We start from the raw sequence: 21,822 nt of genomic DNA on the forward strand, positions 1-21,822 counted from the left end.
CTGTCGAATGGTGGGCCCGGACCGGCTGGCAGCCCCTGTGTGGTGCTGGGACTCTGATTCCTCAATATCCTGATCGCCATGACACGATTGCGCTGCTTCCGCCGCAGCCCTGCGCATCTAACCCCCCCCCCCCCCGCATCTGCCAAGCGCGCAACCGCACGTCGTAGAACTCATCCGATTGAGCCCATCTACACAGACAATCAAGGGGGGCGCATAGCACTGTTCCCAACTATCTGGGTCGATTTCTCACACCAAGTGGGCAAACATTGCGGCCTATCTCACAGGTTGGAATCGAATCGGTCAGCTATTAAGCCGCGCTCAGCATTGCCCACGTCGCTCGCTAGACAGCCACAGCCGATCCTAGAAATTTTCAATTCCATATCACTGACACGAGCCTGCTCCGGTATTGCCATGGGGTGGCTTACCCATCGAATCTTCTCTTCATGGAGTCAGCGTGATATCCATCCAACCGCTTTACCGACCGCTTCTGGTCATCGTTACCCTAGAGGCCAGCCGGCAACGCCTTCGCTTCGGCAAGCTCACCAGGCAAACGACGGCCATCTCATGGCATCCACCGCGCTGCCGACTCACGGATAGCAGCACGGCAGTGCGCCTGGCTTGCCTGATCCCACGGAGCCCGCAATGACGCCGCCCTGCCCTCTGTGCAACTCCCTTTGCATCGAGACGCGTGACTACGCCCGCAAAGGTGCTGGCGTCATCGGCGGCATCGCCGGCGCCGTAGGTGGTGCCTCGGCTGCCATCAGCGGCGCGGAGGCCGGGGCCCTCATCGGCTCTGCAGGCGGTCCCTTCGGCGCGATTGCCGGCGCCATCATTGGCGGACTCGTGGGCGGTGCCACGGGTTGCGTCGCCGGCGCGCGGATCGGCCAGACGATCGACGATACCGTCCTCGACAACTTCCGCTGCCTGAATTGTCAGCACGTCTTCAGCGTGGGCCAGAGTCAGTAGCGCTCTTGGCGTGACACCACGCCGACCATATTGGCTTTTTCCATCCCGCCTAGAGCCCGGCCCCAGCGCCGGGCTTTAGGCTTTCTATGCCCTGTAATCATGAACACGATCACCCTCGCCCATACGCGTGAGCATCCTGACTGCGCGGTCTTCTTCGCGCTCATCGACCAACTGGAGAAATGACTCTCAATCACTCGCATCCGAAATCGGGTATGCCGTCTGGCAGCCGCAGGGATGTAAACAAAAAGGACTGACATGGGCTGGACCGAAACGCACAAACCAAAGGGCGAACCGCTCGCTGACTTTTTCCACCGGCACGGGGCCACTCGCTGGAGCGAGGACTCGCCGTATCGCTATCGGGTTCTAGCGAGCGCGCTCGTTCATGCTAGTACCTGGTATGCCGCTGTCGAACGCGTGGAGAAAACGACAGGCGAGCGAATCGTCTTCGCATTGATCTTCCTCGTGCGCATGCGCAAGGCGAAGCATCCGGGCGGTTACAACTTCGGCTACAAGGACATGAGCGAGGACATGGGACCCATCGAGGCGCGTTGCCCCGAGCGAATCCTGGACCTGCTCACCCCCACCGAGAGTGCACATGCAAACGCGTGGAGAGCAGCCTGCCGGCGGTACCACGCCACGCGCAAGCTCATCCCCCGGATGGCGCCAGGTACGGTGTTGCGCTTCACCGAACCACTGATCTTCGGCGCACACGGCAAGGCCACCGAGTTCACGGTACTCCGCACTAGCGCCACCAGGCTCGTCTGCTCGGCGGCGGGGCTCTCCATCCTCGCTGCCGTACCGCGCTCGCTTGTCAGGAAACGCCTGGCCGCATCGGGGGTGACATTCTCGTGAAGCAAGTCTATGTGAAGGGCACCGATCTGCGTATTGTCGGCACGCTCGAGCAGATCCCGGGCTGCGCCTTCGTGAACGGCTTCGACTCCTGCGGTCAACCCGTCTACTCCGGTGACACCGAAGTGTGGTGGAACGGCCAACAGACGGAAACCGAGCCCGGCAACAACCGGCCCATCTATGTCGACCAAAACCTGGAGACACGTGGCGCCAACGAAATCGAACTCCGGGACGCCTGATCGCCCACTACTGCATTTACCTCTCAATCCACCTTGAAGCCCGGCCTCGCACCGGGCTTTTTGCATTCTTTTCATCGAAAGGATCTCTGTCACGCATCCCGTACCCACGATGGCTCACGTCCCCTAAGGACTTGGGCGCACCGCGTCACACCTCCCCTTCGCCTTCCCACAGAGCCCGGCTACTGCCGGGCTCTGTGCATTGATCAGCAACCAAACAGGAATACCCCATGACAATCATCAAAACGCTCGTGCCGAGCGCCAATCGCATTGGCTTCCTGCCCCAGCATTTCGGCTTGCACGCCGCGATGTTGGTCGAGCCGAACATCTATGCTCAACTGGGCTCGCTCTGCAAAGCCTATGACGGCGGCCTCTGGCACTTCTACGAACTCGACAACGGCGGCTGCTTCATGGCGCCGAACTCGGACAAGCCCTTCCACCTGGAAAATCCCGACAACGATTCCAGCGAGACCATGAGCGCAGAGGCGGCCGGCATTGTGGCCTGCCTCTACACCTTCAGCTTGTTGTCATTCCGCCCCGGGATGGAGCCGCTCGGCGACAAGTACCACCAGTTGCGCGAATTCGCGCTCGAGCACCCCGAGTGCGCAAATATCTTCGCGCTGATTGACTGAGGCGTCTCGTCGCCGCCAGAAGCATCGCCCCATTTTCCCCTCCCTATTTCGACAGCCCGGCCAATGCCGGGCTTTTTCATTCCCCCCTCCAAGGAACCCGTCATGCATCTCGTTCAAACCATGGCTTACATCAACGAAACCCCGTGGCACGGCCTGGGCAACAAGCTCGCCCCCCATCAACCGCTGGAAGTCTGGGCCGAACGCGCCGGCATGAACTGGCGCATCGAGCAGGCCCAGGTCCGCTTCGTCACCGATGGCGACGATGCCACACATATCCACGCCTTTGCAGATCAGAAGGTGTTGTACCGCTCGGACACGAAGGCACCGTTGTCCGTGGTCTCCAATCGCTACCAAGTCGTCCAGCCGGCGGAGATCCTCGAGTTCTACCGCGACCTCACGGAAGTCGGGGGCTATCAGCTGGAGACGGCTGGCGTGCTCAAGGACGGCAAGAAGCTGTGGGCCCTGGCCCGCACCGGCCAGAGCGTCTCCCTCGCCGGCCGAGACGAGGTCAAGGGCTATTTGCTACTCGCCACCGCATGCGACGGGTCCCTCGCGACCACCGCGCAATTCACTTCCGTCAGGGTAGTTTGCAACAACACCCTTGCCATTGCGCTCGGCGACAACGCTGGCGCGGTCAAGGTCCCCCACCGCAGTCAGTTCGATGCCCAGGCGGTCAAGCGTCAACTGGGCGTCGCGATCTCGTCCTGGGATGGCTTCATGGAACGGATGAAGGCGTTGTCCCAGCGCAAGGTCACCGGCTACACGGCCGAGAAGTTTCTCCAGCGCGTCCTGAGCAACCCGGTCATCCCCGCCGCCGAGCGTACCGGCAAGGTAAACAACGACCGCGCCATCCGAGCTGCTCTGGCGCTGTTCAATGGTCGCGGCATGGGGTCGAACCTGGCCTCAGCGGAGAGCACGGCTTGGGGCCTGGTCAACAGCGTGACCGAATTCGTCGATCACCAGCGCCGTGCCCGCAGCACCGACCATCGGCGCGACGCGGCCTGGTTCGGCCAAGGCGCTTCCATCAAGCAGAAGGCTTGGGAAGAGGCGCTCAAGCTGGTTGCCTAGCCGCGACTTCCCGCCCTCGCCCTCTCCCCCTTTTCTTTCTCTCTCACACCTCGGTCTGGTGCGGCATTCGGCACCAGACCACCCTTTATTTGGAGTACGACATGAGCACTCTCGCTTTGGATCTACCCTCCAGCAAAGCACGGTCCGCGCTGCGCCTGGTGGACACCAAAGGGCTCAGCCACGACGACTGGCTGGCGGTACGTCGCACCGGCATTGGCGGCTCCGACGCCGCCGCCGCGGTCGGGCTGAACCCCTACATGAGTCAGCTTGAGCTGTGGATGATCAAGACCGGGCGCGACGCGGATCTTCCGCGGCCGGATTCGACTGACACGTCGGAGCCGGTCTACTGGGGCACCATGCTCGAACCGGTCGTGGCCGCCGCTTATATGCGTCAGACCGGTCATCGCGTGCGACGTGTCAACGCCGTCCTGCGCCATCCGACCGTCCCCTTCATGCTGGCCAACCTCGATCGGGAGATCGTTGGCGCACCGGACGTCCAGATCCTCGAATGCAAAACGGCTGCGGATTTTGGGGCGCGCCTTTGGCGTGATGGCGTACCAGAGTACGTGCAATTGCAGGTACAGCACCAGCTTGCCGTGACCGGCAAGCCAGCAGCCGACGTGGCCGTGCTGCTCAACGGTCAGCGGCTGGAAGTGCATCGGATTGAGCGAGACGACGCACTGATCTTCCGCTTGATCATGCTTGAAGCGCAATTCTGGCACTTCGTCAGCAGCGATACTCCGCCCCCGGCTGACGGTTCCGAATCGGCCGAACGCGCATTGCGCTGTCTGTATCCGCGCGACGTCGGCAATACGCTGGACTTCACCGAAAACCCACGCTTGAGCGCGACATTCGCCGAGCTCGTGGAAATCCGCGCCGAACTGGAAGCCAAAAGCAAACAGGAGGCCCAACTCAAGCAAGAGATCCAGCAGGCCATGGGCGATGCCTCCCGCGCCCGGTTCGAGGCCGGCGAAGTTTCCTACAAACGCAGCAAGGACGGGGCAGGCGTCGACCTCGAACGTCTATTGACCGACGACCCGGCCCTGAGAACCCGATATGCCGTCACCAAACCGGGAAGCCGCCGCTTCCTCATCCATCTCAACAAGGAACAATAACCATGCTCAAAGGCCTCGCCATTACGCCACCGGTCATCGGGCGCATTTCCATCGGGCACATCGTCGAAAAGGACGGTGAACGTCTGCCGGAGAAAGATGATCAGTTCACCCTGACCAGCCAGATCCAGAATCGCGATGGCTGGATCCTTCATCCCCTCGACGAGACGCTGCGCAAGGCGGCAAACGGCAAACTGCGCGCCATTCCCGTGCGTGTACTGTTCAACGACCCGGCGCTCAATCTGCGAGCAGACTATTGCCTGTTCGATCGACAGACGGGTCGTCAATTGTGCGTGGGCAATGGCGAGAGCTGTCGCCGCGTCTCCGATGAAGGCATGGTCAGTCTGCCCTGCCCCTCGCCGGCTGCCTGCCAGACCGGACGCGAAGGCGGTTGCAAGCCCTATGGCCGGCTCAATGTCGTGATCGGGGATGAGGACGAGCTCGGCTCGTTCATCTTTCGGACAACCTCATACAACTCGATCCGGACACTGGCGGCACGCCTTAGCTACTTCCACGCCGTGTCGGGCGGATTGCTGGCGTGCCTGCCGCTGGAGCTGAAGCTGCGTGGCAAGTCCACCGTGCACAGCTACCGCTCGGCGATCTACTACGTTGACCTAGGCGTGAGAAGCGGCCGCAGCCTGGAAGCCGCGATCCAGGAGGCACGGGAGATCGACGCGCGGCGCAAGGTGGCTGGGTTCGATCAGGGCGCGCTCGATGCGGCGGCGCGGCTCGGATTCGCGAATGGCGCGTTCGAAGACAATCCGGAAGAAAATGCGGCCATGGCCGAGGAGTTCTACCCAGAAGGCGAGGCCACCAGCCAAGATAAGGCGGAAGGACCGACGGACAAGCCGGCGTCCGTGCCTCTGACATTGCGCGACAAGCTCGAGCGCAAAGCATCAGCAGACCGGGCAACCGCATGAGCAAAACGAGCGCAACACCACTTCATAGGCCGGGCATTTGCCCGGCTTTCATTTTTTGTGCCCTTTGCATCCGATTCGCCTCGGTGCGGGGGCTATCTCTTGGCTGGAGAAATCCCGATGAATCTACATTCGATATGTCACGCCGCTCGCCTCCGGCACATCCGCATCCCAAGTAAGCCGCTGGCAAGCGACACGGGCGTTGAAATCCCACCAGACGGGAAGAGGTGGGCTACCCACGACCTCCCGTCGGTGGAACCCTAATGCGGGCGACCCGATGGACGCACTCATCCAGACGCTGCATCCGGCGTTATGCCTTGGACGACAACTCACGCTGGCCGCGTCCGGTGCGCGGCTCTTCAGCCGGCAAGGGGATTGGGACGGTGGCAGTACGCTGCACTGCGTTGCGATGGCACTGGCGTTGCTCGGCAAGCTGCCCGATCCGGTCCGTATTCCTAGCCGCCAGAGCACCGCGGCGGCGAAGCTCTGGGATCAGGCATGGCCACACTACCTGCACGGCCTGACGCTGACGGAATTGGCCAGCTTTCTCTGGGAACTGAATGCCGGTGTCCGACCGGTAGAGAAGTCCGGCAATCCGGCAGCGCTTCTCCGGTTCTGCACGCGGGAACTGGCTAGCGGGTGGCCCGTGATCGTGGGTTGGGGGCAGCGCCACCCAGCTCGGCACCACGCCGCGCTGGCCATCGGCGTCGAGGCACGGCGGGTCGGGCGTACCACGACGCCTCAGGCATTACTGCTGCTCGACCCGGCCGAGGCCGAACCTTCACTGGCGGGCTGCAATGCCCGGATGGCCTTTGCGCCAAGCGGGGAATCCCTTCGCACCGCCTGTGTTACCGCAACGGCCACACGCAATGTGACGCTCGAGGGTGCCGTCTCGATCCGCCTGATCACGAGGCAGCCATAGTCAGCGCAGGCGACTGCGCTTGATCTCCGGCGGCGTCGCGGCGTTCGCGCGGCGCTGACCGCTGGGCGACCGTGGCACATCCGTCATCGGTTCGGACGTTCGGCCAAGCTGATCCCGATCGCGTGGCAAATGTCTGCCAATGTCTCAGTGGACAGGTTGGCCATCGTTGAGCAACTGACCGCTGCTCAGGAGATGCTCCGGAAGACCAAGGCGATGCCCGCAGCGGGGAAGCCCGAATGACGATGATCCTAGTGGATCGGGACGCTCGGGAGGTATGGTCTGACAACCGTCTCTCGGACAGCCATATGAAGGTGGGAGCGAAGAAGGTCCACAAGACAAAGCGCGTGATGGTCGGGCTGGCCGGCAACCTGAGCTTGCTGGTCCCGCCGCGGAGGCTGGTGAACGGCGACTTGGACGCCGGCGCCCTGCTCGTGAAAAAGGACTTGGAGGGGGTTCGCCCTGTATCCCACAGGGCGGCCGCTGCTTGGTGGCAGTCGCCTCATCCTGTCGAGGTAACTTACCGCTACATTGCCATCGGCAGCGGCGGGATGGCGGCCATAGCAGTTAAATGCCAGCATCATCCGACTGTGGATCTCGAAGCAATCGCTCCCGAGGCCTCGCCGCCCCCTTACCCGCCCTTCCGATCGGAATTCCTGGATATTCTGCAGTGACGTACGTAATAGCGCGTCTCTAGTTCGGGAAGGATACTGGATCACCCGTCAAGCATGGCAGGGCTTTCTGGGTGATCGCTGCCCGCGCGCACTAGCTGCCGCTTCCAACTGGGGGGGGATTGGCCGGACCTGCGGTGACCACCAAGGGAAAAGCCGTATCCCATTAGCCAAATGGAGGATGGCACAGAAACTGAGGAGACATTATTCTGAGAGCTTTCCTTGTGCCTGTAGCGCAGAGAACGCCACAGAAAACACAACGGTCACTGCGCCCACGCGAAGGCCAGCAGCACCATCGCAAAATCCACGGTTTGGAGTCGAGAATGCTGAGTCATCACGAGCTCGCGGCATTGCTCATTGTCGACAGCACCCGCGATTACCGAGAACTCAACCCCCTAGATCTGAATTCCCTGATTGACCGGCAACTCGTGACGCTCGAGCAACTGGGCGACGGCCAGTGGCGTCCGCGCCTTACGTCTTATGGTCGTTACGTACGCGACAGGATTGGAAATGCACCGGAGAAGAATGCGTAGCTGGCGAGCGCTCGTCGCACTGGGCTGAGCAATGGCCCGGCGGAATTTGCGATCCCGGTTACGATTGCTAAACTCAAACACCCAGCAGCTAGAGGGAGACCCCCCATGTCATCGTTCCAACGCGACAAAGTACTTATCGTCACATCCGTTGAGGAGTTGCCCTCGGGCCGCTATCGAGGCTACGTGACGCTTACCACCGGCACCGAAGACACTCGCCATCCCTGCAGAAATTGCCGTGATGATGCGCGTGACGCGCACAAGGATGCAGATGACGAGGTTGAATACGCCTATCGGCACTACCGGCACTACCTGTTCCAGCGCGCCGATTTGGGCGCTCCTCTGAGCGCCACGCAGAATTAGTCTAGGATGTTACGATTTCTCCTCTCAAAAAAGAGGAGAACATGGAAAGCCAAAAACGCGTTGGGTACCACGATCTGACCGCCTATACGCAGCAATTGTCCACAGGCAGGTACCAAGGGTTCGTCCTGGTGAAGCACCACACGCTCGCCGGCATTGTCCAAACCGTGTTCAGAGCAGGAAGATCGACGGTCGACGAAGCGGCGGCGTTCGCATACGCCCAAGCCCGGTTAGAGCGGGTAGCCGGCCTCCTCCGCCCGGATGGCCCAGGCTCTTCATCGTCGGTGTAGCAGGCCGAGCGTCCGCTGTGCGCTACCCCCACGAATAGCGGGATGACCGCCGCCACCGCACTGCAGCATACTTCTCCGCGTGCGACGTTGACAAAGCCGACGTCGTCATTCCAATTGGGGGTAGGCGTCGCCCTGCCGCCTACCCCGCCTTTTTGTTCTGACTCACTGGCAGACAGCCACCCCGCCTCCAGTCGCATCCCATCCGCCCGCGCGCCGCAGGCGACGGCTGCCGAGTAGCCACCGCCCTCGGACCTACTTACCCTTGCTAGGTGGGTTGTTGCCTCGACCGCCGCCAGATGGATTGCCGGTCCGGCTCGGCCAGAGCGGATTTGGCGGTGCAGGTGGATTCGCTTCCGTGATTGAGGGCGCCTTGCTGGTGGGCATGATGATCTCCATCGGCCAGAGCTTTCAGCGTAGACCACATCCTCGGCAGATGTGAGACTCTGCCGGATGGCGCGCCGCTGGCTGGCGGCCTACCACGAAGGCGTGCGCCCATCAGGAAAAGTACGACGGCTAAAGAAAGCGCAAAAAGCCCAGCAACGCCGGGTAGAATGACGCGCACTACGAAATGCATCACGTTGCCCAGTCAACCGCTGCCGGGCGCTGCGTTTCGAAAACATCGCTAAAAAGGGCTTCCATGTCAGACCGTGCTGTGCTGATTGATAAGGGATTTGATCTTGCATTGGGCTTCCTCTCTTATCTCCGAGAGAAGGATGAGCGGAAGGAGCGGATACATATGGCGACCCTGGAGTCCCAAAAAGAACTCCATTCGAGGTTCCTTTCATCGCTTGATGACATGTCGAGGAAACTTGACAACGCAGCTCAGGAGATTGTTAGCCGACTCAGTCAGAAGCTGGAAAGCGACCAGCTTGAGAACCTTATCGCACAAATTAAAGCATTGAGATTCGCGCTGGGTTTCAGTGACAAAGACATGCTGCGTTCTACGCTCGTCGGGATAATGGCACCCATCGAGTATTCGAGAAGTCGGATTGCCGAGAGAAAATACGAATGGCTTGGGCCTTGGATGGCCGCCGAATCCATCCGGATCATCGGACTTCGTGAAATCGCCCCTAACGAGAACGCCATCGAGATGGTTAAGAAGGAAGCCATGGCGTTCAGACTTAACCTTCTCGACTATACAGGCCACTTTATCATCAACGCTGGGAGCACACCCTGGAGGGAGATTGCCAATTTTGTTGATGGCAAGAGCGAGGATGTCCTACGGTTAATTAAGAACGCAACCAAAATATCTGCCCCGGATACCAATAATTCTGATGTCGTTATTACTCTGGACGACATGTTTGGGTGGGAATCAGCCTCCGTCTCAAAGGTATTTTATTCCGTCGGTGATCGCGTTAAAGTCGGTGACATACTCCTGGTCCTGGAGATGGAAGGGGTGGCCAATCAACCCTTCTCATTTGTCAACGACTATCCCTCGGAGAAATCTGGCGTTATTTCTGCCATCATGGTGAAGCTAGGCGATGCAGTTAAAAAGGGCGACGTGCTGCTAACGTTAAAAGAGGCGTAGGCTTGTTCGAGCAGTGGGCTCGCGTGGCAACGGTGGTGCCAGATGGTCGGCTTTTGTCGGATAACCGACTCTATCCGCGCGACCGCCGTGCCTCCTTCTTTGCATCGCTACCCCTCATCCGCGAAGCCGAGCGGCTCACAGAAACTACTTCACGTTGGCGAACGGAATCGGTGTCGCGGCGGTTCTCTCGCCTGATACTTTTGGTAGATCTGCGCCTGTATCGCGGTGTTCATGACGTTCTGCGGGAGCACATCAGGTGGGAGTGGCACTATTGGCTCCGAAGGGTTGAAAGTCGATGTTGGCTTGCCGCTTCCTGGCAAGGGCCATCTCATCCACTCGGGGCTTGTAGGCTGCGGCCTGCTCTTTGATCTTCTGTTCACGCACAGCGGCGGTGCCCTTTCGGCGGAACCCGTAATACAGCGTGAACAGATTCTGGGACTCGTTGTAGACCACGAAGACCCCAGGAGGCAGCTTGTCCTTCAGGAAGTTGGTGGCCTCCTTGGAACTCGCGGGGACCTTCGAGGACACGGCGCCGATCCCTTCGACCTCCTCCATGGACCCTGACAGCGGGTCGTAGTAGGGGATCGCGGTCTTACCCTCGATGGCGATGGCTTGGCCCAGGCGGATTGCGATTGGTTGCATAGACGCATCACGGTAGCCATCAGACCGTCCTTACGCGGACGCTCAAGGTAGAGGTCACCGTAGTCTGGGGCGATCCCTGGGAGCTTCTTTCCAAGGGACTTAGCGTCCTCGCGGAACGTCTTCAGCGGGTCCTTGTCTTCACCGAGCTTTTACGCATCGGGAAGCCCGCGTAGATCGCACCGTACCCCTTGTGGATCGACAGAGGGTGCGAGGGGTCATCGTTGAGCGGAGCGTCCGCAAAGCGGCCACGACCACCATATGAGTCCGCTTGGATGACGACGTTACCGTGTGGGCCTGGGAGGCCATGCACGCCGCGCCAACAACGAAAGCAGCGGCAACGTATGTGAAGATCACGGGAAGTCTCCAGGGCTTACGCCACAGACTCACCCGTCGCCACGTCGACCATGTGGTCACACAGGACCGTCTCCAGAAAATCTATCGCGGCCGGGCCAGTTGGGTGGGTTGCGTTCTGACGTACTCGTTGAGAATCACGGCCTCGCCATGTGGTCTCAGGATTCGCCTGGACGCTGACATACCGCGATCGAAGCGCAGAACCTTTGCAGCGCGATCTGTGGCCCTGTTGAGATAGTTGGATTTGCGAAGGCATCAACGGCGGCCAACATTGGAAACACCGCCGCCTCTTGCGCCAGTCAGCTTCTCAGATCAAAATGCCAACCGGCATAGCCCAACCTCAACAAAAATGGAGTGAGTACGTGGATTTTATCGATGAAGTTAGAGCACTTGCATCTCGCGTTGCGGCAGCTAAAGATCTGCTGCAGACAGAGGAAGCAACTAAGAATGCCATGGTGATGCCCTTCATTCAGCTCCTCGGCTACAACGTATTTGATCCGTTGGAGGTTACTCCCGAATTGGTTGCGGATGTTGGGACGAAAAAGGGCGAAAAAGTCGACTACGCAATCTTGAAGGAAGGTAAGCCGATTATGCTCTTCGAGTGTAAGAAAAGCGGAAGCGATCTTCACATCAATCATGCAAGCCAACTCTTCAGATACTTTCACGTTACCGAGGCGCGGTTTGGTGTTCTCACGAATGGTATTGTGTACCGATTTTTCACGGACCTAGAGCAGACCAATAAAATGGATGAAAAACCATTTTTTGAGTTCAATATTTTAGATTTTCGGGATCAAGATGTCGATGAGTTGAAAAAGTTCGCCAAGGCCGTTTTTGATCTTGACAGTATATTAACCACCGCCAATCATTTGAAGTATACTCGCGCCATCAAGAATACATTGAGCGATTGGATGACGAATCCTCCCGAGGATTTTGTCCGTTTGGTGTCAGCAGAATTTTTGGCTGGAAAGCAATTCAGAGCGGCAGTCAAGGATCAGTTTACGCTTATCGCGAAGCATGCTTTCCAGCAACTAGTTGGCGATAAAATTAATGAGCGTTTGAAGGGGGCTATGACGCCAGACGCCTCCCTTCTGCCAGAGCCTGTGCGCGTTGAAGAAACCACGGCACCAGTGGATGCGCCCGAACCATCGGCCATTGAATTGGAAGCTTTTCAGATCATCAGAGCAATACTCCGCCCAATCGTAAAACCAAGCATGGTGTCGATGCGCGATGCGGCCAGCTACTGTGCGATCTTATTTGAAAATAATAACCGAAAGCCAATCTGTAGACTGCGCTTTAATAATGAAAATAGGTTGATTATTGGATTGTTCGATAATAACAAGGAGGAAGAGCGCATTCCGCTGAGTAGCTTGGATGACATCTTTGATGTTGCCGACCGACTCAAAATCTGCGTAACTTCGTACCTAAACCCACCTCAAGCATAAGGAACTGAGCAAGCGCAAGTTCCAAGGGGGCGGTTGAACGCGGGAAGCCTGTAGTCTTCGTTGGCTGCTCGCAGGGCGGCAGCCTCGCGGAGGGTAGGAAATCGAAGGTCAAGGGAAAACATCTGAAGAAGTATTGGGAGTCCCTGAGGACAAGTAGGCCCAGGAACTACCAGGATCGCCCGAGCCGTCCGTCCACTGCCCTCGGGTGCCCCCCAGCGACTCGGGTAGACGCGCTGGAGGTCAATCGGATACTTTAGTTTCCCAAGGGCCTCCACCATGCCGAGCAACTTGATATGCGTGTAGACCTGCGCCCCGGTCGAGCCTGTGCGGGCATGGCCCATGATTGCGTCCGTCGTTTCCTGTCCAATGTGCAGGGACGCAAGCTCAGACCGGAGTGTATGCCGGAATGAATGGAAGGTCTTTAGGTCACCCGTGATACCGATCTCATCAAACCGCAGACGATACCATTTGCCGAAAACCGTCGATGGTCCCTTGCTTGTGTTGTTCAGGGCCGGGAACAGATGTTTATTCCCGGCCTCTCTCATGGTACGAACGTAATCCAGGAATCCCTGGCGCACTAGCTCCGGATGGATTGGTAGAAACCGCTCGCTAGAAGCCGTCTTGCTGTCGTAGATCGACAAGACGTGGACGCCGTCCATGTCGCGCACATCAGCGACCATGAGCTTTCCAAGCTCGCTCGACCGCGCACCCGTGTATAGACCCATCAACGGGAGCCAGTACGCAGCCCATCCGGCGGCATTGCGATTCTCTGGCATCTCTCCACGGTCAAAGACCGCTCCGGTGCACACATCCCGGATTTCCGGAGGCTGGCGCACGCCTTCAATCAGGAGAACAACATGACGGAATCTTCCGTACCGTCGCTGACCCCGCCTCGCTTGCGGCTTGGCCGGCTTCTGGCAACGCCCGCTGCAATGGATCGCAGGAAGCCGGCATATCGGTCTTTGCTTTGGTCAACCGGCACGCCCGGGGCGATTGGGGAAATGTGTGCCCGAGGAAGACCGCCTGCAGAACAACCTGGCGGTCATCGCGCATCAACGTGTACTTTCCAGCTACCTGCTGCCCAATCGGCGAGCGGTCTGGATCATTACTGAATGGGATCGGTCGGTGACGACCGTGTTACTGCCTGATGACTACTGAGGAATATAGGTCATCAAGCTTTACCCTCTCGCGCCCAAACCGCTAGCTCACGTTGGTCGCCGAGCGTCTATTCAACCTAGCAACCTGCCGTTCTGTAGCCCAGACAGTGAGGACGAGGCCGGAAACAATCCACATATCGTAGTTCGGATACGGGCTATCTCAGTCGACTACGCTTGATCTCCGGGGGAGTCGCAGCATTTGTCCGACGCTCTCCGCTCGGTGCCCGCGGAACCGCTGTCATCGGGGCGAACAATTCCGCCAAGCTGATCCCAATTGCATGACAGATGTCTGCCAATGTCTCGACAGACGGATTTGCCACACCGCGCTCAATTGCGGAGATGTAGGTACGGTCCACCTGGGCTTCGAAGGCAACCGTCTCCTGCGACTTTTCGGCGGCATGCCGGCATTGCTTGACGCGTTTGCCCAGCGTGACCGAAATCGAGATGGGCTGGGCAGAAGGGGAGTCTGAGCGCTTGGCAGTCATGACGAGCAGGATGCCCGCCTGATGAATTAATAACGACGTTGTATACACATCACTTATTGACGTTTTTATTCTACAATTTCGTCTGTAAGTGCCGATAAACCCTGTACAGGCAAGTCTCGTCACGCCCCCATCTGTAGAGTAAACACTACAAGACAGGGCATTCTGCTCGCCTGATGCACGCGGGGCACTTATTCCAACCACGCAATAAAGGAAACCAAAAATTGAAAGCCATTCATTTACGGGGTCATAGATTCGTTCTGAGCGCATTGGCAGCCGCCGTCGTATCGGCTTGCGGCGGCGGTGGCGATGGAAGCCAAGGCTCTCCCGCCGACTCAGTACCACCCACTTCGCCCACAACTCCGGCCATCACCGGCAAGGCCATCGACGGCTACCTCGTCGGCGCAGCCGTCTGCCTCGACCTGAACAGCAACAACGCCTGCGATGCGAATGAGCCAAGCGCGATCACCGATGCCGATGGCAACTTCTCGCTGCCCTACAGCGGCGATGCCAGCGGCAAACGGCTGCTCGTGCAGGTCACCCCGTCCACCCGTGACCTTGCCCGTCCCGCCGGCTTCCAGTTCCCGGCAAGCTTCACCCTCTCCAATGTCGCGACAGGCTCTGCCGCCCAGGTCGTCACGCCCCTGACCACCATGGTCGCGGCGCAGATCGAAGCCGGCTTCACCCAGGCCGAGGCCATCGCCGCCATCCAGGCACTGCTGGGCAGCAAGGTCGACCCGATGGCCAACTATGTCGCCAATGGCGACACCGCAACGGCCACGGCCGCCAGCCAGATCGTCGACAAGGTGACCGCCTTTGCATCAGCGGGCAAAGCCGACCCGGCGACGATCCGCCACGTGCTCAACGCCATCCTCGCCAAGGGCGACATCGCCTCCATCACCCAGACGGATGTCGATGCCCAGGCCAGCAAGCCCGTGTATGTACAGGCCAACGCCGCGGAAGTCCTCGCCAACCCGGTCTACAGCCTGGTCGATGCCGACAATCTGGGCAATCTCGATGGCGCCACCCAGGCCATCCAGCAGATCGCCAACGGGATGCTCCAGACGACCTATCAGCAACGGCAAGCCGACGGCACGACCTGGACGACCTTGCCCACCAATGCCCCCGTGAGCTTCATGGATCCGCGCGCCCAGTTCGTCATGCAGGCCGACGGCACATGGTCGGACATGCTCACGCCCGACCAGTGGCACGCGCCGCAACCGCTGTCAGCGGCAGGGGTCACGCTGTCGGGCACCGATCCGGTCACGGGTATCGGCTTCACCCTTGAGGAGCGCCGCGTCGACCTGAGCCATCAACCCATGACGATGGCCATTGCGGATATCCAGTTCGGTCCCAATGTCTCGCTGTACCCGGCGCTCAACAAGTCGTTTCCCGCGGGGACGACCGGCTATGTGGGCATCCAGTCGTATGCGGGCGATCGCATCGTGCTACCGCTCGGCCTGAGCGGCCAGTGCGACTTCCCCTACCTGAAGGATGGCGCATGCCCCACAGGCCCCGCCTGGATGCCTGGCACCAGCCTCAACCTGCCTCCGTACGACCCGAGCCGCCCGCGATACGACCCGAACCAGCCGCTCAATGACGCGAAGCTGCCAAGCCCTCTCACCTCCGTGCAGCAACTGGTTGGTCGCACGCTCATCGAACCGGTGATCACTAGCGCCGAAGTGCAAATTTCCCCCGACGGCAAGGCACAGCTGACGGTGGACGAAGGGACGCCGAAGGTCGTCAACGCGACCTGGACGGTCTACGCGCGCAACCCGAACGTGATGGTGTTTGACATGTCGCGCGCGGATGCCACGACCCTGGCCGATCTGGGCTATAACGCCTGGACCCTCAGCCAGGGCGCCAAGCTGGTCATGGCGTTGCGGGGTGGCCAGTTGCAGAGCGGTCTGCTCTTCCCCGCAGGCTATGCGCAAAGGACCGTGCAATTTGCCAATGCCCTGCCCAGCCAACTCCTCACCCCGGTGGATCTGAACCGCCTGCTGTCCAAACGATCCAGGCAGCCCAAGTAGTCTCCTCCCTTACCAGCGCTTGCTACTCGCTGGGTTAAAGACCGACCGGTACGTCGTTGACGAGGTCGGTCTTTTTTTTGCAACACTTCGACAAACACACCTCCCTTCTTCTTTCGCCATGACCGACTTTGACGACGCCTTGCAGGCCCATCGCCGGGGCAACGTGGTGGCGGCCGCGCAAGGCTACCGCGCCGCCATCGCCCAGAATCCCGGCCATGCCCAAGCGCTCCACCTGCTTGGGCTGCTATACCATCAACAGGAGCAACACGATCTCGCCATTGAACACATCGAACAGGCCGCCGCACTGCAGCCAGACGACCCGACAATCCAGTTGAACCTCGGGATTGCACTCCGCGCGGCCGGCCACACTGACCAGGCCATCGCGTGCTTTCGCAAGGCATTGGCACTGTCACCGGCCATGGCGGCCGCCCACTACAACCTGGGTAACGCCTATGCGGCCGGACAGCGTCATCCTGAGGCGGTCGAGTCGTTCCTCAACGTGGTCAGGCTGCAGCCCAATGACCTGGCCGCGCTCAACAACCTCGGCAATGCACTGCTGGCCCTCCAGCGCCATCAGGAGGCAGTGGATGTATTGGAGCGGGCGCTGCAGCTCGGACCTGGCCATGCCTTGCTGCATAACAATCTCGGCATTGCGCATCACGCCCTCCAGGAGACGGACCGGGCCATCGGGCACTTTACGGCAGCCGCTGCCGCGGATCCCGGCTATGTGTCTGCCCACATCAATCTGGGCAACCTCCTCCATGCGCAAGAGCGCAATGCCGAAGCCGCCGTGGCCTTCGAGACCGCGCTGGCATGTGAACCGACCTCGGTCCCCGCCCTGGTGGGCGCCGGTAGTGCACTCAGCGCGATGGAGCGCTATGCCGAGGCCGTCGTTCACCTGGAGTCAGCGGTTCGTCTTCAGCCACAGTTGGTGCCGGCCTGGTACAACCTGGGCTGCGCCCGGCTTGCCCTGCGTGCCTACGGCGCTGCGCTCGAGGCCTTCGACCAGGTCCTGCGCCTTGCCCCCGGCTTTGCCCCGGCCCATCTCAATCGGGCCCACACCTGGCTGGCCATGGGGGACTACCAGCGGGGGTGGCCTGAATATGAATGGCGGTTCCAGACCATCCATCCCGTTCCATCCTCTCCCACTTCCGACCTGCCCCGCTGGCAAGGTGAAGCGTTGGACCATCAGGTTCTGCTCATCCAGGCCGAGCAAGGCTTGGGGGATACACTTCAGTTCGTCAGGTTTATTCCCCTGGCGGCACAACGCGCTCCCCATCTCGTCCTGGCCGCGCAACCAGAGCTTGTTCCGCTCTTGGAGCCCAATGCCAAGGCGTGGGGCATCCGGCTGATCGCCCAAAATGACGCCTGTCCCGACGCAGCCGTCCAGTGCCCGCTCCTGAGCTTGCCATACGTGCTCGGCATGACATTAGAGACATTCATTCCAGATCTTTCACCGGCGCCTTACCTGGCGGCCCCGGAAGACTATCGGGCCAAATGGCGCCATGTATTACATGGCCTCAAGGGGCGCAAGATCGGACTCGCATGGTCTGGCCGCATCAGGCACAACGAGAATCGGGCCATACCGCTCGCGCGGCTCACCCCCTTGCTAGCGCTCGACGACATCGACTGGGTCATTCTCCAGCGCGATATCAGTGAGGCCGATCTCGATATGCTCAAAGACCACCCGCATGCGGCGCACCTGCATCGCTTTGATGACAGGGTGGAAAATTTTGCGGATACTGCCGCGCTGGTGGAGCAGCTCGACGCCGTCGTCTCCATCGACACGTCGGTGGCCCACTTGGCCGGAGCAATGCATAAACCGCTGTGGCTCATGCTGCCGTTTGCGGCCGATTGGCGCTGGTTTGCAGGGTCCGAGTCCAGCTTTTGGTACCCGACAACCCAACGGGTTTACCAATCACAGCCAGGCGGCTGGGAATCCGCCATTCAGGAGATCGTCACCCGCCTGAAGCAAAAGCCCTCGTATTCCGAACGACTCCGGGCGCCGGATTAATACATGCAGCCTCGTTATTTACTGAGGCGCACTGAGCGAGAGGAGACAAACGCTCAGTACAAGTTACCAAGATATTAGGCGATCGGCTGAAACCCTTGAGCGCTTACACGCAGGACAAACGCCTGAGATAAATCCGGCTTGTTCTGCAATTGGGCGCCCTTATACCCTCGCACCAGTTGCGGGGTGAGGGGCACCGTAGCTGCCCATTTTTTTGGCCGGAGCTAGCAGGTATAGACGTAAGCCAAGAATGCCGTGTCACGTTCTCTGATCCAGTCAGCGCACGCGACCGCGAGAATGTCCTGCGAGTAGTCTCAGGATGCTGCTGGTGTTGGTGCCGAAGCCGAGCTCCGGGGCAAAGCTGCACTCAGGCGACAACCGCCGGTGGCGGTCTGGTTGATGACGTTGCACATTGCCGTATCCCGGGGAAGGCACTTGCGGTTCGGTACGCCCTGGGCGGGACCAGCCGCCCGCCAACGACCGTCGCGGATGGCGGGCGTTGGGGGGTGCGGCTGTTCCATTATTACCGTGAGCGGCCCGGCTCGGCATCACCAGAACTGGTGATGGTTGGACATCGAGAGGCAGGAGAGGACGACTGTGCTGTCAGGACGCCGCGCTCGGCCCGCTGTCGGCGAACGCGGCGGCCAGCGCGTGCAGGCCGTCGCGGTAGATGCCTTCGAACAGGCGCTCGGCCTCGGCGTCGCCGACGCCGGCCGGCGTGAACTCGCCGGACCAGTCGACGCATGCGCCTTGCCCGTCATCGGCGGGCCGCACCTGCAGTGTGGAGCGGTAGCCGGTCACCGGGAACGGCGCTTCGAGGATCGCGTAGCTGTAGCTGCGGTTCGCCTCGTCGAACGCCAGCAGGCGCTCGACGATCACGTCGCCACTGGGGGTGGCGAGGCGGCGCACGCGGCCGCCTTCGCACAGCTCGCTGCTTGAGATGTAGGGCAGCCAGTCAGGCAGCGCGTTGAAGCCGCCGATCAGTTGCCAGACACATTCGGGCGAGGCCGTGATCGTGAGGGTTGCGGAAGCTCTTGCCATGTCGGGCTCCCAGCTCAGGCGTGATCGCTAGGCAGCGGCGCGTCGGCGGCCACGAGCTTCTGCTCGCGCATCTCGCGCCAGAACTCCGCCGGGATGGTTTCCGTCAGCGCGGCCACGTCCTCGGCAATGCGCTCGGGTCGGCTAGCGCCGGGGATCACCGCCGCGACGGCGGGGTTGGCCAGCGAGAACTGCAAGGCGGCGGCCTTGATGCCAACGCCGTGGCGCCGCGCCACCGCGTTGATGCGCTCGACCCTGGCGACGATTTCCGCGGGCGCCGTCTGGTACTCGTAATGTGCGCCGCCGGCCAGGATGCCCGAACTGTATGGGCCGCCGACCACGATCTCGGCCCGGCGTGCGGCCGCCGCCGGCATCAGGCGCTGCAGCGCGCGCGCATGGTCCAGCAGCGTGTAGCGGCCGGCCAGCAGGAAGCCGTCGGGCTGCGCTTCGGCCAGGTCCAGCGTCAGCTCGATCGGCTCGACGCGGTTCACGCCCAGGCCCCAGGCCTTGATCACGCCTTCCTCGCGCAGGCGGGTCAGCACGCGGAACGCGCCAGTGCGCGCGCTCTCGAATCTGGCGAGCCATTCGTCGCCGTAGAAATCCTGGGCGATGTCGTGCACCCAGACGATGTCGAGGCGGTCCGTGCCCAGGCGCCGGAGGCTGTCCTCGATCGAGCGCAGCGTGGCGTCGGCCGAGTAGTCGTTGACCATCTTGTTTGGCCGGCCCGTGGCGAACAGGCCGCCTTTCTCGCCGAGATCGCGGGCGCTGGCGTCTTCCACCTCGTCCAGGATCAGGCGGCCGACCTTGGTGCTGAGCACATAGTCGTCACGGTTGCGCCCGGCCAGCGCGCGGCCAAGGCGGATCTCCGATAGGCCGGCACCGTAGAACGGCGCGGTATCGAAATAGCGGATGCCGTGGTCCCAGGCCGCGTCGACGGTGGCGGTGGCCTCGGCCTCGGGGATGTCGCGGAACATGTTGCCCAGCGGCGCGGTGCCAAAGCCGAGGAGGCTGCCGGCGGGCAGTTTGTCTTTGATGCTCATGACTTGCTCCAGTGAAGTCCGGTGAATAAGTGACTTGGGTGAGGCAAGTCTAGGGTTGCAAGTTAAGTCTGTCCAAGACAGAATATGGATAACTTAAGTCCCGCAAGGTCTGACAGGTCTGATTGGGGCCGATGACCGGATCCGAAGAGAGCCCGACATGCTAGACATCCGCCAGCTTCACTATTTCGTTGCCGTCGCTGAGGACGAGCACGTCGGCCGGGCCGCCGAGCGGCTGCACATTTCGCAGTCGCCGCTAAGCCGGCAGATCGCCCAGCTCGAGGAAAAGCTCGGTCTGACGCTGTTCGAGCGCTCCCAGCAGCGTATCCGCCTGACCACCGACGGACGTACGTTCCTGGCCGAGACGCGCGCCTTCCTGACCCATGCCAACCGCCTGGAATCGCTCGCGCGCCGGCTCGGCAAGGGCGACGAAGGCGGCCTGTGCATCGGCTACCTGGAATACGCGATGCACTCCGGCGTGCTGCCCAATGCCTTGCGCGACCTGCGCGGCAAACGCCCGGCAGTGCATATCGCGCTGTACAACCAGCAGTCCGATGCGCAGCTCGAAGGCCTGCGGCAGCGCAGCCTCGACATCGCCCTGGTCTGCGAGCCGCCGCCGGCCGACGACCCCGACCTCGACGCCGCCCAGGTGCTCAACGACCCCATGCTGCTGGCGCTGCCCGAAGGCCATCCGCTGGCCGCCACGGAACACCTCACGCCCGACGACCTCGCCGCGCAGAAGTGGATCGGCGTGATGCACAAGGAAAGCGCGCTGCGGCACGACACCTTCGTCGCCGCCTGCGCGCGCGCCGGCTTCACGCCCGACATTACGATGGAAGCCACCGAACCGCTGGCCGCCCTCGGCCTGGTCGCCGCCGGCCTCGGCATGACCATGATTCAGCAGAGCCTGCGCCACCAAGCGCCCGCCGGCGTGGTGCTGCGCGACCTGTCGTGGTTCAGCTACCGCACGCCGCTGTGGGCCGCGTGGCACAGGATCAACCTGCGACCGCTGGTGGAGAGTTTTCGGAGGATGTTGCTGGAGAGTAGTGGGGTGAGCGAGAGGGTGATGGCCGCCAGGGAACGGCGACAGATTGCTGCGGTTTGAGGCATCGCACAAGCCCTGCCGGCTTGAAATAAACCTGACCGCTGGCAAGCTCGTCCGCGAGATGAGATTCCAGACTTCATACACCAAGGCTGGCAGCACCGCGGGCGCCAGAATGGACCGGCCGCCGCCATGAGACGTGCGCGAGCCGGACGCAACCAGTTAGGTTGGGGGGAATCCGCAAAGCCGCCAGTTGCCAGCACGCCGGTGCGGGCCCAGCCCGCTCCCGACCTAGACGCCACACTCACTGCAGCACCACGCACGGACAGGCCCAACAACTACCAGCGCACCGGTGCGAAACGTTCATTCGCAGCCAACCAGCGACCGCCCAGCCCCACGTGCCGCCGCGGCCGGCCGGCGAGGGCAGCGGCGTAACCAACTGCGGCATGCACCCCAGCGGGAGAGCGCAAGACGCCAGCGCCACATGCTGGCTCACCATGCAGCCCGAACCC

General features: G+C 61.1%; 22 protein-coding genes and 1 pseudogene. 17 read left to right on the forward strand and 6 right to left on the reverse strand.

Annotated elements, in window-relative coordinates:
* Positions 1 to 642 precede the first annotated feature (642 nt).
* From ACKI2N_RS32590 to ACKI2N_RS32625, 8 genes are all read left to right on the forward strand, one after another.
* Positions 643 to 966, forward strand: coding sequence for a hypothetical protein (locus tag ACKI2N_RS32590; protein ID WP_420991431.1), 324 nt, complete (start codon positions 643 to 645; stop codon positions 964 to 966).
* 255 nt (positions 967 to 1,221) lie between these two features.
* The gene (locus ACKI2N_RS32595) at positions 1,222 to 1,818 is read left to right on the forward strand and encodes a DUF6927 domain-containing protein (protein ID WP_426990887.1); all 597 of its coding nucleotides are present in this window, start codon (positions 1,222 to 1,224) and stop codon (positions 1,816 to 1,818) included.
* Positions 1,815 to 2,054 carry a hypothetical protein gene (locus ACKI2N_RS32600; RefSeq protein ID WP_426990888.1) on the forward strand — a complete coding sequence of 80 codons (240 nt, stop codon included), beginning with the start codon at positions 1,815 to 1,817 and terminating at the stop codon, positions 2,052 to 2,054. Before ACKI2N_RS32595 ends, ACKI2N_RS32600 begins: the two co-directional genes overlap by 4 nt.
* A gap of 227 nt (positions 2,055 to 2,281) precedes the next feature.
* A complete protein-coding gene (locus ACKI2N_RS32605) occupies positions 2,282 to 2,683 on the forward strand; it encodes an antirestriction protein (protein WP_420991428.1) in 402 nt (133 codons plus the stop codon).
* A gap of 102 nt (positions 2,684 to 2,785) precedes the next feature.
* Positions 2,786 to 3,751 carry a DUF932 domain-containing protein gene (locus ACKI2N_RS32610; protein WP_426990889.1) on the forward strand — a complete coding sequence of 322 codons (966 nt, stop codon included), beginning with the start codon at positions 2,786 to 2,788 and terminating at the stop codon, positions 3,749 to 3,751.
* 101 nt (positions 3,752 to 3,852) lie between these two features.
* On the forward strand, positions 3,853 to 4,866 hold the full coding sequence (locus tag ACKI2N_RS32615; protein WP_420996521.1) for a YqaJ viral recombinase family protein: 1,014 nt from the start codon (positions 3,853 to 3,855) through the stop codon (positions 4,864 to 4,866).
* 2 nt (positions 4,867 to 4,868) lie between these two features.
* Positions 4,869 to 5,783 (forward strand): hypothetical protein, encoded by a 915-nt coding sequence (locus ACKI2N_RS32620; protein WP_420996522.1) that lies wholly within the window; start codon positions 4,869 to 4,871, stop codon positions 5,781 to 5,783.
* Between the two features lie 274 nt (positions 5,784 to 6,057).
* Entirely contained in the window at positions 6,058 to 6,702 is a 645-nt protein-coding gene (locus ACKI2N_RS32625; RefSeq protein ID WP_420996523.1) for a hypothetical protein, read from the forward strand.
* On the opposite strand, the pseudogene ACKI2N_RS32630 reads toward ACKI2N_RS32625, so the two are convergent.
* Positions 6,703 to 6,866 (reverse strand): annotated as a pseudogene (locus ACKI2N_RS32630) (transcriptional regulator); the annotation flags it as partial. It lies immediately after the preceding gene.
* Between the two features lie 72 nt (positions 6,867 to 6,938).
* Between ACKI2N_RS32630 and ACKI2N_RS32635 the strand changes: the two are divergent.
* The 4 genes from ACKI2N_RS32635 (at position 6,939) to ACKI2N_RS32650 (ending at position 10,078) form a co-directional block, all read left to right on the forward strand.
* Entirely contained in the window at positions 6,939 to 7,373 is a 435-nt protein-coding gene (locus ACKI2N_RS32635; RefSeq protein WP_420996524.1) for a hypothetical protein, read from the forward strand.
* 320 nt (positions 7,374 to 7,693) lie between these two features.
* A complete protein-coding gene (locus tag ACKI2N_RS32640) occupies positions 7,694 to 7,903 on the forward strand; it encodes a hypothetical protein (protein ID WP_420996525.1) in 210 nt (69 codons plus the stop codon).
* Positions 7,904 to 8,008: 105 nt separating this feature from the next.
* On the forward strand, positions 8,009 to 8,263 hold the full coding sequence (locus ACKI2N_RS32645) for a hypothetical protein (RefSeq protein ID WP_420996526.1): 255 nt from the start codon (positions 8,009 to 8,011) through the stop codon (positions 8,261 to 8,263).
* A gap of 924 nt (positions 8,264 to 9,187) precedes the next feature.
* On the forward strand, positions 9,188 to 10,078 hold the full coding sequence (locus ACKI2N_RS32650; protein ID WP_420996527.1) for an acetyl-CoA carboxylase biotin carboxyl carrier protein subunit: 891 nt from the start codon (positions 9,188 to 9,190) through the stop codon (positions 10,076 to 10,078).
* 252 nt (positions 10,079 to 10,330) lie between these two features.
* Here the strand turns inward: ACKI2N_RS32650 and ACKI2N_RS32655 are convergent, their stop codons facing one another.
* A complete protein-coding gene (locus ACKI2N_RS32655; protein WP_420996528.1) occupies positions 10,331 to 10,720 on the reverse strand; it encodes a hypothetical protein in 390 nt (129 codons plus the stop codon).
* Between the two features lie 713 nt (positions 10,721 to 11,433).
* Between ACKI2N_RS32655 and ACKI2N_RS32660 the strand changes: the two genes are divergently transcribed.
* Complete coding sequence (locus ACKI2N_RS32660) at positions 11,434 to 12,513, forward strand: type I restriction endonuclease (RefSeq protein ID WP_420996529.1); 1,080 nt, start codon at positions 11,434 to 11,436, stop codon at positions 12,511 to 12,513.
* Here ACKI2N_RS32660 and ACKI2N_RS32665 read toward each other — a convergent pair.
* On the reverse strand, positions 12,504 to 13,289 hold the full coding sequence (locus ACKI2N_RS32665) for a site-specific integrase (protein ID WP_420996530.1): 786 nt from the start codon (positions 13,287 to 13,289) through the stop codon (positions 12,504 to 12,506). The genes ACKI2N_RS32660 and ACKI2N_RS32665 overlap by 10 nt on opposite strands.
* A gap of 229 nt (positions 13,290 to 13,518) precedes the next feature.
* Here ACKI2N_RS32665 and ACKI2N_RS32670 point away from each other — a divergent pair, with 229 nt between their 5' ends.
* Positions 13,519 to 13,671 carry a plasmid related protein gene (locus ACKI2N_RS32670; protein ID WP_420996531.1) on the forward strand — a complete coding sequence of 51 codons (153 nt, stop codon included), beginning with the start codon at positions 13,519 to 13,521 and terminating at the stop codon, positions 13,669 to 13,671.
* 154 nt (positions 13,672 to 13,825) lie between these two features.
* Here ACKI2N_RS32670 and ACKI2N_RS32675 read toward each other — a convergent pair whose 3' ends face one another.
* Entirely contained in the window at positions 13,826 to 14,167 is a 342-nt protein-coding gene (locus ACKI2N_RS32675) for a helix-turn-helix domain-containing protein (RefSeq protein WP_420996617.1), read from the reverse strand.
* 209 nt (positions 14,168 to 14,376) lie between these two features.
* On the opposite strand from ACKI2N_RS32675, the gene ACKI2N_RS32680 reads away from it, so the two are divergent.
* Both ACKI2N_RS32680 and ACKI2N_RS32685 read left to right on the forward strand, forming a co-directional pair.
* Positions 14,377 to 16,182: a hypothetical protein gene (locus ACKI2N_RS32680; RefSeq protein WP_420996532.1), complete on the forward strand. Its 1,806-nt coding sequence runs from the start codon at positions 14,377 to 14,379 to the stop codon at positions 16,180 to 16,182.
* A gap of 118 nt (positions 16,183 to 16,300) precedes the next feature.
* On the forward strand, positions 16,301 to 18,196 hold the full coding sequence (locus tag ACKI2N_RS32685) for a tetratricopeptide repeat protein (RefSeq protein WP_420996533.1): 1,896 nt from the start codon (positions 16,301 to 16,303) through the stop codon (positions 18,194 to 18,196).
* A 600-nt stretch (positions 18,197 to 18,796) separates the two neighbouring features.
* Here the strand turns inward: ACKI2N_RS32685 and ACKI2N_RS32690 are convergent.
* Together ACKI2N_RS32690 and ACKI2N_RS32695 are read right to left on the reverse strand one after the other, a co-directional pair.
* Positions 18,797 to 19,234 (reverse strand): SRPBCC family protein, encoded by a 438-nt coding sequence (locus tag ACKI2N_RS32690; protein ID WP_420996534.1) that lies wholly within the window; start codon positions 19,232 to 19,234, stop codon positions 18,797 to 18,799.
* A gap of 14 nt (positions 19,235 to 19,248) precedes the next feature.
* Positions 19,249 to 20,271, reverse strand: a complete 1,023-nt coding sequence (locus ACKI2N_RS32695) for an aldo/keto reductase (RefSeq protein ID WP_420996535.1) — start codon at positions 20,269 to 20,271, stop codon at positions 19,249 to 19,251.
* A 157-nt stretch (positions 20,272 to 20,428) separates the two neighbouring features.
* Here ACKI2N_RS32695 and ACKI2N_RS32700 point away from each other — a divergent pair, with 157 nt between their 5' ends.
* On the forward strand, positions 20,429 to 21,373 hold the full coding sequence (locus ACKI2N_RS32700) for a LysR substrate-binding domain-containing protein (protein WP_420996536.1): 945 nt from the start codon (positions 20,429 to 20,431) through the stop codon (positions 21,371 to 21,373).
* Positions 21,374 to 21,822: the final 449 nt, after the last annotated feature.

Source organism: Cupriavidus sp. 30B13 (assembly GCF_049059565.2).
Taxonomy (GTDB): Bacteria; Pseudomonadota; Gammaproteobacteria; order Burkholderiales; family Burkholderiaceae; genus Cupriavidus.